A 16557-nucleotide genomic window follows, 5' to 3' on the forward strand; every position below is an offset into this window, starting at 1 on the left:
ATGGACGAGCTTCTCGGCAGGCTGTTGTGGCGTCAGTTGGTGGCGGTGGGCTGGTTCGAGGGCGGCGAGGGGGAGTTCGCCACGGTGACCGCCCGCGTCCGTCCGGCGCGGCATGTGGCGCGGTGGCTGGACGCCAGCCTGGTGATGCTCGACGAGCTCGACGTGGTCCGCTACTCCAACGGGACGTGCTCCGGCCGGGTCGAGGACGCCGACGCCCTGTGGCAGGAGTGGGACCGCACGAAGGAGAAGTGGTTCGCCGACGCCAGCGTGCGGCCGCGCCTGGTCATCGCCGAGGCCATGCTGCGGGCCCTGCCCGAGGTCCTGCGCGGTGAGAAGCTCCCCACCGACATCATCTTCCCCGGCGGATCGGTGGAGCAGGTCCGCGCCGTCTACCAGGGCAACCCGCTCGCGGACTTCTTCAACACATGGACGACCGACGTCGTCGTCGCCTACGTCCAGGAGCGCCTGGAGGCAGAACCCGGTGCGCGACTGCGCCTGCTGGAGGTCGGTGCGGGCACCGGCTCCACCAGCGTCGAGGTGTTCCGCAAGCTGAAGCCCTATCGGCACGCCATCGCCGAGTACTGCTACACCGACCTCTCCCGTGCCTTCCTGCACCACGCCGAGGCCACCTACGGCCCCGACGCGCCCTACCTGTCGTACCGGCTGCTCGACATCGAGCGCGCCCCTGAGGAGCAGGGCTTCGACCTCGGTTCCTACGACCTGGTGCTCGCGGCCAACGTGCTGCACGCGACCCGTCGGATCAAGGTCACGGTCGACAACGTCAAGACCCTGATGCGACCGGACGCCCTGCTCGTCCTCAACGAGATGGCGGGCATCAACCTCCTGACGCACGCCGCTTTCGGGCTGCTGGAGGGCTGGTGGCTGCACGAGGACCCGGAGCTGCGGATCGCCGGCAGCCCGGCGCTCGAATCGGAGGTCTGGCAGTCCGTCCTTCAGGGCGCGGGGTTCCGCCAGGTGTTCTTCCCGGTCCGGGAGTCGCACCATCTCGGTGGCCAGGTCGTCGTGGCGGAGAGCGACGGCGTCTTCCCCGGCGGACCGTCCGCGTCGGCGCCGGCCACCGTGCATGCCGAACCAGTACGCGGCGCGGAGCCTGAGCCGCACTCACCTGTGGGTGACCAGGCCCCGGCCGGGGCCACGGCCGACGACGTGTACGACCGGCTGCGGGCAGAGCTCGCCCAGGCGCTGAAGATGCCGACGGCCGACATCGACGGGGTTACTGCCTTCCGTGACTACGGGCTGGACTCGATCCTGGGGATCCAGTTCGTGCAGCGGGTGAACACGGTGCTGGGTACCGAGCTGGCGACGACGGTGCTGTTCGAGCACGGCACGCTGGACCAACTCGCCCAGCACGTCGCCTCGTTGGGTGCGGTGCTGCGACCGGCGAAGGGTGCGGCGCCGGCCACGAGAGCGGAGCCCGAGCCGGTGACGGCCCTCGCGCAGGTCTCAGTCGCGCCGGCCCAAGTGGCGCCGGCCCAAGTGGCGCCGGGCCAGGTCGCGGCGGAGACGGCCGACGACGATGCGCTGGAGCCCATTGCGATCGTCGGTCTCAGTGGCCGGTTCGCCGGTTCCCGGACGCCGGAGGAGTTGTGGGAGCACCTGGCCGCGGGCACCGACCTCGTGGGGGAGGTGACCAGGTGGCCGCTGGAGCAGTACCTCGGAGCGGAGGCGGCCGCGGGCCTGCGCGGCAGTTTCCTCGACGGGCACGACGAGTTCGATCCGTTGTTCTTCGGTGTGTCGGGTCTGGAGGCGGAGTTCATGGATCCGCAGCAGCGGGTCTTTCTGGAGGAGTCCTGGACCGCTCTGGAGAACGCGGGTTATGCCGGGGCGGGCATCCGGGGCAGCCGCTGCGGCGTCTACGTCGGCTTCTCCGGCGGCGACTACCACACCCTCTACCCGAACGGCATGAACTCGCCCCAGGCCATGCTCGGCCGCGCCGGTTCGATTCTGTCGGCGCGGATTGCGTACATGTTGGATTTGCGTGGTCCTGCGGTGACGGTGGATACGGCGTGTTCGAGTTCGTTGGTGGCGGTGCATCTGGCGTGTGAGGCGTTGCGTTCGGGTGGGCTGGACACGGCGTTGGCGGGTGGGGTGTTCGTGTTGAGCACGCCGGAGTTTTATGCGTCGGCGCAGGCGGCGGGGATGTTGTCGGCTTCGGGTCGGTGTGCGGCGTTTGATGCGGGGGCTGATGGGTTTGTGCCGGGTGAGGGTGCGGGGGTGGTGGTGTTGCGCCGGTTGCGGGATGCGCTGGCGGATGGTGATTTTGTCCATGGGGTGATTCGTGGGTCGGGTGTGAATCAGGATGGGGCGAGTAACGGGATCACGGCGCCGAGGGTGGGGGCGCAGGAGGCGTTGCTGGGTGAGGTGTGGGACCGGTTCGGGGTGGATGCGGGTTCGATCGGTTTGGTGGAGGCGCATGGGACGGGGACTGCGCTGGGGGATCCGGTGGAGTTCGAGGCGTTGTCGCGGGCGTTCGGTGCGCGGTCGGATGGTCGTGGGTTTTGTGCGTTGGGGACGGTGAAGGCGAATCTGGGGCATACGGCTGCTGCGGCTGGGGTGGCTGGGGTGGTGAAGGCGGTGCTGGCGTTGCGGCATGGGAAGGTGCCGCCGTTGGTGCATTTTGAGCGGGTCAATCCGCGGATCGCGTTGGAGGGTTCGCCGTTTTATGTGAATGGGGGGTTGCGGGAGTGGGTGCCGGGTGTGGGGGGTTCGCGGCTGGCGGCGGTGAGTGCGTTCGGGTTCTCGGGGACGAATGCGCATGTGGTGATTGAGCAGGCGCCGCAGCGGTTGCGGGTGGCGAGGGTTGTGCCGGGTTGTCTGGTGGTGTTGTCGGCGGCGTCGGTGGAGCAGGTGCGTGAGCAGGCGGGTGCGTTGCTGGGGTGGGCGGACAGTGCTGTGGGCCGTGACACGCCGCTTGCGGATGTGAGTTTCACGTTGTTGACGGGGCGTCGTCATGTGCGTCACCGGCTGGCTGTGGTGGTGTCCGATCGTGCTGGGCTGGTCGCGGCGCTGTCGGGCTGGCTGGAGAACGGCGCGGCGCCGGGCGTGTTCGTATCGGAGACCTCCCAGCCTGCGCAGCACCCCGCGGGGCTGGTGCGGTATGCGCAGGAGTGTCTGCGGGAGTGCGGTGCGCCGTCGGGGCTGGACGGCGCGGCCTACCGTGAGCGGTTGTCGGCGGTGGCCGAACTGTTCGTGCAGGGGCAGGACTTCGACTTCGGTGTGCTGTTCGCCGAGGGTGGTTTCGCCCGGGTGCCGTTGCCGACGTATCCCTTCGCCCGCCGCCGCTACTGGGTGCGCGAGCAGGCGGAGACGGCCGCGACGACCGTGGCCGCCGCCGACATCCTGCACCCGCTGGTACAGCGCAACACCTCCGACCTGCTGGCGCACCGCTTCACCACCATGCTGACCGGTGAGGAGTTCTTCCTCGCCGACCATGTCGTGGGCGGGCAGTCCCTGCTGCCCGGTGTCGTCTCGCTCGAAATGGCCCGCGCAGCTGTCGAGTTCGCGCTCGGAGAGCTGGGCACGGCGGAGCACAGCCTGCGGCTGCGCGACATCGTCTGGCCGCAGCCGATGACCGCCCCGCACGGCCGTACGGAGCTGCACATCACGCTGGAGCGGGGGGACAGCGGCAAGGTCGGCTTCGCCGTGCACAGCGGTGACCGGGTGCTGGGCGACGCCTGCACGGTGCACTGTCAGGGCGTCGCGGAGCTGGGCGAGCCCACCGCGCCCCGGCTCGACCTGGACGCGCTGCGCACGACGGTCCACCGCGACGGCCTGCCGGCCGACGAGATCTACGCCGCCCTGCGGGCGCGCGGCATCGAGCACGGCCCGAGCCTGCGCGCACTGGGCCGGATCCGGTCGGGCGACGGTCAGGTGCTGGCCGAGCTGGAACGGCCTGCGGCCGCACCCCTGCTGGAGCAGTGCCTGTTGCACCCGAGCCTGCTGGACGGGGCCCTGCAGACGGTGGCCGGGCTGACCCTGGGCGCCGGGCCGCAAGGCGCGCCTGCCGGTGTGCCCTTCGCCGTGGACACGGTCGAGGTGTTCCACCGCTGCCCGGAGCGGATCTGGGTCCGCACCCGCCCCGGGACCCGGGGCGCCGGCACCTACGACATCGACCTGTGCGCCGAGGACGGCACGGTGTGCGTCCGGATTCAGGGACTGCACCTGCGCGAGGGCGGTGTGCGGGATGCCGAGAGCGTCTACGCCGTCCCGGCCTGGGAGCCGGCCACGCTGCCCGCCGAGCCCTCCGCCCCGCCGCCGGACCTGCTCGTCGCCTCCATCGCGGACGAGCGGCTGCGCCGGGCCTGGCCCGCCGCCCGGGTACTGGACACCCCCTCCGCGGTGCGGGCCATCGGCGACGGCAGCGCCGGTTCGCTTCTCCACGTCCTCTGGTCGGCCCCGCCGTCGCAGGGCGCGAGCGCCACGGCCCAGGCCCAGGACGACGGCGTGCTCGACCTGTTCCGGTTGGTCAAGTCCCTGCTGGCGGCCGGCTACGGCGACCGCGAGCTGCACGTGACCGTGCTGACCCACCAGAGCCAGCCGATCTCTCCCGACGACCACTGCGAGCCGGCGCACGCCAGCGTGCACGGCTTCACCGGCGCGCTGCTCAAGGAGTACCCGCACTGGCAGGTGCGCCTGGTCGACCTGCCGCTGTCCGACGCCTGGCCCGCGCAGGAGCTGCGGCGCGTCCCCGCCAACCGAACCGGTCACGGCCTCGCCTACCGGTCGGGTTGTTGGTATGCGCAGCGGTGGTTGCCGGCTGCGGTGCCTGTGGGTGTGGGTGGGGTGCGGCGTGGTGGTGTGTATGTGGTCGTGGGTGGTGCTGGTGGTATTGGTGTGGTGTGGTCGGAGTATGTGGCCCGGGTGTATGGGGCGCAGGTGGTGTGGCTTGGCCGGCGTCCTGTGGATGCGGTGATCGGGGCGGGTGTGGAGCGGGTGGCTGCGGTGGGTCCGCGGCCGGTGTATGTGGTGGCGGATGTCACGGATGCGGCGGCGGTGGAGCGGGCGGCTGCTGTGGTGCGGGAGCGGTTCGGTGCGGTGCATGGGGTGGTGCATTCGGGGCTGGTGCTCGCGGATCGTTCTCTGGCGTCGATGTCGGAGGGGGAGTTTCGGGCGGCGTTGGATGTGAAGGTGGCCGGGAGTGTCCATCTGGTGGAGGCGTTTGGTGGTCCGTCGCTCGAGCTGGTGTTGTTCTTCTCGTCGTTGAATGCGTTTTTGCGGGCGGCGGGGCAGAGTAATTATGCGGCGGGTTGTACGTTTCAGGATGCGTTCGCGGCGCGGTTGGCGGTGGAGCTGCCGGGCCGGGTGCGGGTGGTGCACTGGGGTTACTGGGGCAGTGTGGGTGCTGTTTCGACGCCTGCGCAGCGGGAGCGGATGCGGCGGTTGGGTCTGGTGTCGATCGAGGCGCCGGAGGCGATGGCCGCGGTCGAGGCGGTCGTGGCGGGACCACGGGTACACACCGCCTTCCTCAACACCACCGGCACCGTGGACTTCGGCACGGTGCGGCTCGGCCCCCTTCCCGTCGCCCCGCCGCAGCCGCTGCCGTCCCTGCACACGGCGGTCCACACCCGGATCCGCGACCGGCACGGGCGGACCGTACCGCCCCCTGGGCTGACCCTGCCCTCGGCCATCGACGCGGCCGAAGTGCTCGCGCTGGTCTCGGAGGTGCTCGGCGTCGAGGGCGAGGCGATCGATGCGCAGGCCCCGCTGGAGGAGTACGGCTGGGACCGGGTGCGTCTGGCCGCCTTCGTGGAGCGGCTGCGCGGGCGCGGGATCGAGGCCGACGAGCGGTCCCTGCTCACCGCCCACACCCTGGCCGAACTCATCCAGGAAACCCGGGAGTCGACCGGCGGGGTCGACGCCCTGATCGCCGACCTCATCTGGCACCAGCTGTCCGGGCTGGACTGGTTCGGCCCGCAGGCCGCCGTCCTGCCGGACCTCGCGCCGGTCCAAAGGCTGCCCACGCCACTGCGCCACTGGCTCGACGAGACCCTGCGCGTGCTGGACGAGCACGGGCACGTGCGCTACGACGGGCTGTCCTGCACCGCGCTGCGCTCCGGCGCGGCGGACGCCTGGTCGCGCTGGGCGACCGCCCGGACGGCCTGGGCCACCGATCCGGGGGTGCAGGCCCAGGTCGTGCTGATCGAAACCGTACTGAAGGCCCTGCCGGACGTACTGACCGGCCGCCGCCTGGCCACCGAGATCCTGTTCCCGGACTCCTCGATGGACCTGGTGCAGGGCCTCTACCAGAACAACGCCCCGGCCGACTTCTTCAACGGCGTGCTGGCGGACGCCGTGGCCGCTTATGTCGAGCGGCGTCTCGCCGAGGATCCGGCGGCCCGGGTGCGGATCCTGGAGGTGGGCGCCGGGACCGGCGGAACCAGCGCGATGGTGTTCCGGCGGCTGCGGCCGTACCGGGACGCGATCGCGGAGTACCGGTACACCGATCTGTCCCCGGCCTTCCTGCAGCACGCCGAGCGTACCTACGGCCCGGACAACCCGTTCCTTCGCTACGGCCTCCTCGACATCGAGCGCTCCCCGGCCGACCAGGACATCGAGCTCGGCACCTACGACCTGGTGATCGCTGCCAACGTTGTGCACGCGACCAGCCGGATCCACCGGACCCTCGGCCACATCAAGAGCCTGCTCCGCCCGAACGGGCTGCTGCTGCTCAACGAGCTGACCAGGAACGAGCTGTGGGTACACCTGATCTTCGGACTGCTCGAAGGCTGGTGGCTGACGCAGGATCAGGCCCTGCGTATCCCGGGCAGTCCGGTGCTCACGGTGCCGGCCTGGCGGCGGGCGCTGTCCGGGACGGGCTTCGACGCCGTCGGATTCCCCTTGGGCGCGGAGCGCGACATCGACCACCATGTGATCACCGCGCAGAGCGACGGCGTGATCTCGGTGGACCTGACCGCGGCCACCGAAGGCCCCCGGCCGCTGCCCATACGCCCGGCCCGGCCGCAGAACGCTGAGCCGGCGCAGCAGCCTCGCCCCGCCGAGCTGCGGGAGAAGGGTGCGGTAGCTGTGCAGGCCTTGTTCGCCGAGGTGCTGCGGCTGCGGACCGAGGACTTCGACGCCGCCACGCCGTTCGACGCGCTGGGCGTCGACTCGATCGTGGTGGTCCAGCTGACCTCGCGCCTTCGCAAGGAGTTCAGCGACATTCCCAGCACCCTGCTGTTCGAGTGCCGGACGGTCCACGAGCTGACCGATCATCTGCTCGACACCTGCCCGCAGGAGCTGGCGGTGCTGGCAGGCGTTGCGGAGCAGCCCGCACCGCAGGCCCCCCAGACCGCGGCCGCGGACCTCGCGCACGCCGAGACCCACGCCGCGATGGTGTCCACCCCCGCCCCTGCCCCCGCGCCCACGGCCGCCCCTGGCCCCACCCCCACGGCCGCCCCCGCCCTCGCGCCCACGGCCGCCCCGCAGCCCGCGGCCCCCGCGCGGGAGGAGATCGCGATCATCGGCGTCGCCGGGCGCTACCCGGGGGCCGACACCCTCGACGTGTTCTGGGCGAACCTGCGGGCCGGCCGCGACAGCGTCACCGAACTGCCCGCCGACCGCTGGGACCACCGCGCCTTCCCCGCCAGCGCGACCGGCGCGCAGCCGCGCTGGGGCGGATTCCTCAGCGACGTCGACAAGTTCGACCCGCAGTTCTTCGGTATCTCCCCCAGGGAGGCGGACCACCTCGACCCGCAGGAGCGTTTGTTCGCCGAGTGCGCCTACGCGACGCTCCAGGACGCCGGCTACACCCGCGAGGCCGCGGCGGCCCACGGCCGGGTCGGGGTCTTCGTGGGTGCGATGTACCAGGAGTACCAGCTCCACGCGGCCCAGGAGCAGACCCTCGGCCGTGCCGTCGGCATCCCCGGTAACCCGTCATCGATCGCCAACCGGGTCTCCTACGTCTGCGATTTCCATGGTCCGAGCGTGGCGGTGGACACGATGTGTTCGTCGTCGCTGACGGCGATTCACCTGGCGTGCCAGAGCCTGCTGCGCGGGGAGTCGGATCTCGCCCTTGCGGGCGGCGTCAACGTGTCGATCCACCCGAACAAGTACCTGATCCTGACCCAGAGCGGCCTGGTGCCCACCGGCGGCCGGTGCGCTGCGTTCGGTGCCGGTGGCGACGGTTTCGTGCCGGCCGAGGGTGTCGGCGCGGTGCTGCTGAAGCCGCTGTCACGAGCGATCGCCGACGGCGACCGGATCCACGGCGTGATCAAGGGCAGCGCGCTCAACCACGGCGGCCGCACCAACGGATACACCGTGCCCAACCCCAGGGCACACCGGGACGTCATCACCCGCGCACTGGCCGACGCGGGCGTCGATCCGGTCACCGTCGGCTATGTCGAGGCGCACGGGACGGGGACGTCTCTGGGCGACCCGATCGAGATCGCCGGGCTCTCCGGTGCTTTCGGGACCGGTCCCGAGCACCCGGTGGCGATCGGTTCGGTGAAGTCGAACATCGGTCATGCGGAGAGCGCGGCGGGTATCGCGGGGCTGACGAAGATCCTGCTGCAGTTGCGCCATGGTGAGTTGGTGCCGTCGTTGCACGCGCAGGAGTTGAACCCGCACATCGACTTCGCGTCGACGGCGTTCCGGGTGCAGCGCGAGCTCGCGCCCTGGCCGTCGATTGCCGGTGCGCCGCGTCGGGCCGGGCTGTCCTCCTTCGGGGCCGGCGGGACCAACGCCCACCTGGTCATCGAGGAGTACGTCGCGCCGCAGCGGCCGCAGGTGGACGCGCCGGGCCTGATCGTGCTGTCCGCCCGCGACGAGACCCGGCTGCGCGAGTCCGCCGCGAACCTCCTCACCCACCTGCGCGAACACCCCGACGTCCGCCTCGCCGACCTGGCGCACACCCTGCAGTCCGGCCGCGAGGCGATGGAGGAGCGGCTCGCCTTCCGGGCCGCGTCGGTCACCGAAGTCCGCGACCGCCTGCGGGACTTCGTGGAGGGCCGTGGCGGCGACTGGCACCGCGGCCGGGCCACCGGCGGGGCCGGCCGGGCAGCGCAGACCACCTCTGCCGACCACGACCGGCTGCTCGCCGAGTGGGTCACCGGCGCCCGGGTCGACTGGAACGCGCTGTACACCGGGACCCCGGGCCGGATCGCCCTGCCTTCCTACCCGTTCGCCCGCGAGCGCTACTGGCTGCCCGTGGGGCGCCCGACCGTCGGCGGGCCGGGCGCCTTGGCGCCGCACCCGCTGATCCACCGCAACACCTCCTCGCTGCGGGCTCAGCGTTTCGAGACCACACTGACCGGCGCAGAGTTCTTCCTCGCGGACCACGTCGTGGCGGGCGAGCCCGTGCTGCCCGCCGTGGCGTCGCTGGAGATGGCGCGCGCCGCGGTGGCCCTTGGCCGGGAGCAGGACCCCTCGGCGGCGCAGCCGCTGCGGCTCACCGATGTGCTCTGGACCCGGCCCGTCACCGCGGGGGTCCCGCTGGCCGTCGAGCTGACGACCGCGGGCGACCCGGATGAGCGGGTCTCCTTCGAGATCACCGGCCCCGCCCCGGAAGGCGGGCGGACGGTGTTCGCACGCGGCGACGCCAGGCCCGGGCCGTCCGCCGGGCCGGCCGACCGCATCGACCTGGACGCCGTACGCGCCGCGGTCGCAGAGGTGTCCGTCGATGCCTGCTACGCCGCGCTCACCGAGCGGGGCGTCCACTACGGGCCGGCCATGCGCGGCCTGGCCGCCGTGTGGGCGGGTGACGGCCAGGTCCTCGCCAAGGTCCGGGTGACCGAGCCGGACGACGCCCTGGTGCTGCACCCGGGCCTGCTGGACGCGGCCCTGCACGCCGGGGTCGCGGTCGACCTGGGTAACGAGCGGCCCGCGGTGCCGTTCGCGGTGGGCGAGGTGGAACTCGTGGCCGCCTGCCCGGCCGAGGCCTTCGCGTGGCTGCGGCTGCGGCCCGAGGGTGACGCCTTCGACGTCGACCTGTGCGACGACGAGGGCCGGGTGTACGTCCGCTTTTCCGCCCTGGCGGTACGCCCGGTGGACGGCGGCGGCGACACGTTGCTGCTCGCCCCGTCCTGGCGCACCGTGCAGCCGGTCCCGGTCCCGGTCCCGGTCCCGGTCGCAGAGCCGCAGCGCCGGATCGTCCTGGCTGCCGGGCCGCTCGCGGACTCGCTCGGCGCCGCTCACGGGGCCGATGAGCTGGTCCGCCTCACGGGCGGGATCGACGCCTTCGAAGCCGACACGGACCTCGTGCTGCGGACGGTCCGGCGCAACTCCTCGGTGGCGGCGCTGATCCAGCTCGCCCTGCCGGAGGGGACCGCGGCCACCCGGGGGCTGTCGGGCGCGATGATGTCGGCGCGCCGCGAACACCCGGCCCTGCGTGCACAGATCGTCGAGCTGCCGACGGGTGCTGCCCCCGCCGAGGCGGCACGGCTGCTGGCCCGCGCGGCCGGCGTCGAGGCGACTGTGGTCCGGGCCGGTGCCCAGGTGCTGATGGCCGCCGACTGGAGCGAACTGCCGTCGCTGGACGCCGACCTGCCGTGGCGGCCGGACGGCGTCTACCTGCTGGTCGGCGGCGCCGGCGGCATCGGCGCGCTGCTGGCAGCCGACATCCGGCGGCAGACGCCCGCCGCCATTGTTGTGGTGGCCGGCCGTTCGGCGACCGCCGTCGTGCCGGACGGCGTGGTCTATCGCCAGGCCGACGTGAGCGACGGCGCGGCGATCCGCGAGCTGGTCGCGGACCTGGTGGCCGAGTACGGCCGCCTCGACGGCGTGGTCCAGGCAGCGGGCGTACTGCGGGACGGCCTGCTCGCCGGCAAGCGGGACGCCGATGTCGCCGCGGTGCTGGCGCCGAAGGTGGCCGGCACCCGCCTGCTGGACGAGGCCACCAAGGACCTGCCGCTCGACTTCTTCGTCCTGTGCTCCTCCCTCGCCGCAGTCTTCGGCAACGTGGGCCAGGCGGACTATGCGGCGGCCAACGGCTTCCTCGACGCGTTCGCCGAGCACCGGGCCGCCCTGGTCGCACGCGGCGCCCGGCACGGCCGGACCGTGTCGGTGAACTGGCCGCTGTGGGCCGAGGGCGGCATGGCCATGGACCCCTTTGAGGTGCGTGCGGCCCGCGAGGGCGTGGGCCTGCGGCCGCTGCCGACCGGCGACGCCCTGCGTGCCCTGTACCGCGCGCTGGCGTGCGGGCAGAGCCGGGTCATGGTGCTGCACGGCGACCGCGAACGCATCTCGGTCGAGCGGCTCGCCGGCCCGGCCCCCGCCGCCAAGGATGCGACCGAGACCGTGAGCTTTGCGGATCGCGAGGAGCTGGTCCGTCGGCTGACCGCCGTCGTCGCCTCGGTCATCAAGCTGCCCGCGCCGCGGATCGACCGTGACGTGGAGCTGACGGCCTACGGCATGGACTCCATCACCGGACTGGAGATCGTCCGCGAGCTGGAGGCAACCTTCGGGCCGCTGGACAAGACGCTGCTCTTCGAGTTCCGCACCGTCGACGCGCTCGCCGCTCACCTCATGGGCCGACTCCCGCAGCGGGCGGCCGAAGCCGGCCCGTCGCCGGCCCAGCCGGTGGTGTCCTCGCGGCCGACCCTCCGGTCCACGGCGGCCGAGGCCGGGACGGACGCCTGTGCACCGCACGCCCCGGCACCGGACGACATCGCGATCGTCGGTGTCGCGGGGCGCTACCCGGGTGCGGCTTCGCTGGAGGAGTTCTGGGCGAATCTGCGGTCGGGTGTGGACAGTGTCACCGAGGTGCCGGCCGAGCGGTGGGATCCGCAGGTGACCGGCGGTGGCCGGTGGGGCGGATTCCTCGACGGGGTCGACACCTTCGACAGCCGGTTCTTCGGCATCACGCCCCGCGAGGCCGAACTGCTCGACCCGCAGGAGCGGTTGTTCCTGGAGTGCGCCTACGCGACGCTCCAGGACGCCGGTTACACCCGGGCCGGCGCGGCGGCGCACGGCGAGGTCGGTGTGTTCGTCGGCGTGATGTACGAGGAGTACCAGCTGCACGCAGCCGCCTCCCAGGCACGCGGCGGCGCGCTGGCGCTGGCGGGCAGCCCTTCGTCGATCGCCAACCGGGTCTCGTACGTCTGCGATTTCCATGGTCCGAGCGTGGCGGTGGACACGATGTGTTCGTCGTCGCTGACGGCGATTCACCTGGCGTGCCAGAGCCTGCTGCGCGGGGAGTCGGATCTCGCCCTTGCGGGTGGGGTGAACGTGTCGGTGCACCCGAACAAGTTCCTGCTCCTGGACCAGGGCGGCTTCCTGGGTGAGAGCGGCCGGTGCGCGGCGTTCGGTGCCGGCGGGGACGGTTATGTGCCCGGTGAGGGTGTCGGCGCGGTGCTGCTGAAGCCGTTGTCGCGGGCGGTCGCCGACGGTGACCGGATCCTCGGCGTGATCAAGGGCAGCGCGGTCAACCACGGCGGCCGCACCAACGGATACACCGTGCCCGACCCCGCCGCCCAGCGCCGGGTGATCCGCCGGGCCCTGGACCGCTGCGAGGTGGACCCCCGCACGGTGAGCTATGTCGAGGCGCACGGGACGGGGACGTCTCTGGGCGACCCGATCGAGATCGCCGGGCTCTCCGGTGCTTTCGGGACCGGTCCCGAGCACCCGGTGGCGATCGGTTCGGTGAAGTCGAACATCGGTCATGCGGAGAGCGCGGCGGGTATCGCGGGGCTGACGAAGATCCTGCTGCAGTTGCGCCATGGTGAGTTGGTGCCGTCGTTGCACGCGCAGGAGTTGAACCCGCACATCGACTTCGCGTCGACGGCGTTCCGGGTGCAGCGCGAGCTCGCGCCCTGGCCGTCGATTGCCGGTGCGCCGCGTCGGGCCGGGCTGTCCTCCTTCGGGGCCGGCGGGACCAACGCCCACCTGGTCATCGAGGAGTACGTCGCGCCGCAGCGGCCGCAGGTGGACGCGCCGGGCCTGATCGTGCTGTCCGCCCGCGACGAGACCCGGCTGCGCGAGTCCGCCGCGAACCTCCACGCCCACCTGCGCGAACACCCCGTTGCGCTGCCCGAGTTGGCGTACACCCTGCAGGTCGGCCGGGAAGCCATGCGGCACCGGCTGGCCTTTTACGCGAGCGACCTCGACGAGGTGCGGGCCCGGCTCGACGCCTACCTCGACGGCCGTGCCGAGGGGCTGCACCAGGGCCAGGCCGACCGAGAGCGCCCCCTCGCGTCGGCGCTCGCGGACGCGGAGGACGCCGAGACCCTGCGCCGCTGGGTGCGGCGCGGCAAGTACGACCTCGTCCTCGAACTGTGGACGCAGGGCCTGGATGTCGACTGGGCCGCGCTCTACGAGGCCGGCACACCACGCCGTGCGGCCCTGCCGACGTACCCGTTCGCGCGCGAGCGCCACTGGATCGACCGGGCCCCGGCGGCCGCGGCCGGACCGTACGGCGCCCGGTTGCATCCGCTGGCGCAGCGCAACACCTCCGACTTCAGCGCGCAGCGCTACAGCGCCACCCTGACCGGCGGCGAGTTCTTCCTCGCCGACCACGTCGTCCAGGGACGGCCGATGCTGCCCGGCGTGGCCGTCCTGGAGCTGGCCCGCGCCGCGGTCGAGCTGACCGTGCCCGACCGGGTGAGCGCGCTGACCGACGTCGTGTGGCTGCGGCCCTTCGTGCCCGCGCCCGGGCTCGACCTGAGCGTCGTGCTCGTCCCGGGGGACGGGCGGATCGCCTTCGAGGTCCAGGGCGACGGGGTGCACGCGAGCGGAGAGGCCGCCACCGGCGAGGCCGTGCAACCGCCGCCCCCGCATGACCGCAACGCGCTGCTCGCCCGGCTCGCCGCCGTACCCGCGGCGCGCTGCTACGAGGCGCTGGCCGAGTGCGGCATCGCCTACGGGCCCGCGATGCGCGCCCTGGTCGAGGTCCACGCCGGCGACGGCGAGGTGCTCGCCCGGCTGCGCGCCCCCGGGGACGCGGACGGCTTCGTCCTCCACCCGGCGGTGCTCGACGCCGCGCTGCACGCCGGCATCGCGCTCGACCTCACCGGGGGCCGGACGGCCGTGCCGTTCGCCGTGGACCGGGTCGAGATGCTGGGCGCCTGCCCGGCCGAGCCCTGGGCCTGGCTGCGCCGCCGCGCCGGTGACTCCGCGTTCGACGTCGATCTCTTCGACGACGAGGGACAGGTCTGCGTCCGGCTGGTCGGGGTGTCCGTGCGGCCGCTGGACGGCGAGCCGGACCAGACGCGGCCGGCCTCCACGGCAGCGACCGGCACCGCGACCGGCGACGCAGACGCACCGGACGAGCAGGCCATCGGATCGGCCACCTCGCAGGCACCCGAACACGCCCGGGTGGTCCGCTATCTGACGTCCGTCCTGGCCGCCCAGGCGAAGCTCCCGGTGCACGAGTTGGCCGCCGACGTGCCGCTCTCTGAGCACGGGATCGAGTCCGTGATGGCGCTCCAGATCATCCGTGAGCTGGAGCGGACCTTCGGGCCGCTCGGCAAGGCCCTGCTCTTCGAGCGGCGCACCGTCGACGCGCTCGCCGACTACTTCCGCACCGAGCACGCGCAGCGGCTCGCCGCTCTCCTGGGCGCGGACGGCCCGGCCGTCCGTCCGGCCGCCTCGCAGCCGTCGGCGGGCGTCACGCAGAGCGTCGCCGCCGGGCACCGGCGCGCAGCCTTTCTGGCGGCCGCGGCGCGCCCGGAGGGGATACGCGCGCAGGGGATACGCGCGGACGGGATACGTCCGGACGACATCGCGATCGTCGGTGTCGCGGGGCGCTACCCGGGTGCGGCTTCGCTGGAGGAGTTCTGGGCGAATCTGCGGTCGGGTGTGGACAGTGTCACCGAGGTGCCGGCCGAGCGGTGGGATCCGCAGGTGACCGGCGGTGGCCGGTGGGGCGGATTCCTCGACGGGGTCGACACCTTCGACGCCCTGTTCTTCCACATGTCGCCCGCCGACGCCGAACTGACCGATCCCCAGGAGCGGTTGTTCCTGGAGTGCGCCTACGCGACGCTCCAGGACGCCGGTTACACCCGGGCGCGCGCCGCGGCCCACGGCCGGGTCGGTGTGTTCGTCGGCGTGATGTACGAGGAGTACCAGCTCTACGGCGCCCAGGCTCAGTCCCACGGCCGTGCGCTGGCCGTCGGCGGGGTGCCGGCCTCGATCGCCAACCGGGTCTCCTACGTCTGCGATTTCCGTGGTCCGAGCGTGGCGGTGGACACGATGTGTTCGTCGTCGCTGACGGCGATTCACCTGGCGTGCCAGAGCCTGCTGCGCGGGGAGTCGGATCTCGCCCTTGCGGGTGGGGTGAACGTGTCGGTGCACCCGAACAAGTTCCTGCTCCTGGACCAGGGCGGCTTCCTGGGTGAGAGCGGCCGGTGCGCGGCGTTCGGTGCCGGCGGGGACGGTTATGTGCCCGGTGAGGGTGTCGGCGCGGTGCTGCTGAAGCCGTTGTCGCGGGCGGTCGCCGACGGTGACCGGATCCTCGGCGTGATCAAGGGCAGCGCGGTCAACCACGGCGGCCGCACCAACGGATACACCGTGCCCGACCCCGCCGCCCAGGCGGAGGTGATCCGCCGCGCCCTCGACGTCGCGCAGGTCGATCCGGTCACCGTCGGCTATGTCGAGGCACACGGCACCGGCACCTCTCTGGGCGACCCGATCGAGATCGCCGGGCTCGCACGTGCCTTCGGGACCGGTCCCGAGCACCCGGTGGCGATCGGTTCGGTCAAGTCCAACATCGGCCACGCCGAAAGCGCCTCCGGCATCGCCGGGCTCACCAAGATCCTGCTGCAGTTGCGCCATGGTGAGTTGGTGCCGTCGTTGCACGCGCAGGAGTTGAACCCGCTCATCGACTTCGCGTCGACGCCGTTGCGGGTGCAGCGCGAGCTCGCGCCCTGGCCGTCCATTGCCGGTGCGCCGCGTCGGGCCGGGCTGTCCTCCTTCGGGGCCGGCGGGAGCAACGCCCATCTGGTCATCGAGGAGTACCCGGTGGCGCCGCAACTGCCCGAGGAGGACGCGCCGGGCCTGATCGTGCTCTCCGCGGCGGACGCGGAGCGCCTCACCGAGGTCGCGCGTGGGCTGCTGGACCACCTGCAAACCGGTGTGCCCCGCCTGGCCGACCTGTCCTACACCCTGCAGGTCGGCCGGGAGGAGATGACGGAACGCCTGGCCTTCCTCGTCCGCGACACCGGCGAACTGCGCGACCGGCTGGCCGACTTCGTCCAGGGCCGGCCGGGCGACTGGCACCGCGGCCGGGCCGGGCGGGACGGGGAACTCGCCGCCCTGTTCGCCGGCGACGACGACGCCCGCGACGCCGTGGCAGCCTGGATCGCCAAGGGCAAGCACGACCGCGTGCTGGCGGCCTGGGTGAACGGGCTGACCGTCGACTGGGAGCTGCTGCACCGCGGGCGCTCCCCGCGCCGGATCGGGCTCCCCGGGTACCCGTTCGCCCGCGAGCGCCACTGGATCGAGCCGGTCGGCCAGAGCGCCGTGACGACGACAGCGGCCCTCCATCCCCTGGTCCAGCGCAACGTCTCCACCCTGTGGGAGCAGCGCTTCGAAACCACCCTGACCGGCGCCGAGTTCTTCCTCGCCGACCACCGGGTGGGCGGCCGGCACCTGCTGCCCGCGGCC

General features: G+C 72.5%; 1 protein-coding gene (only partly in view). It reads left to right on the forward strand.

From position 1 onward, the window contains the following. A protein-coding gene (locus OG289_RS48635; protein WP_327320411.1) for an SDR family NAD(P)-dependent oxidoreductase crosses the window boundary here: on the forward strand, positions 1-16557 show its 5' portion. It continues 2241 nt past the right edge of the window; only the first 16557 of its 18798 coding nucleotides appear in the window; its start codon is at positions 1-3; the stop codon falls past the right edge of the window.

Source organism: Streptomyces sp. NBC_01235 (assembly GCF_035989285.1).
Classification (GTDB): Bacteria; Actinomycetota; Actinomycetes; order Streptomycetales; family Streptomycetaceae; genus Streptomyces.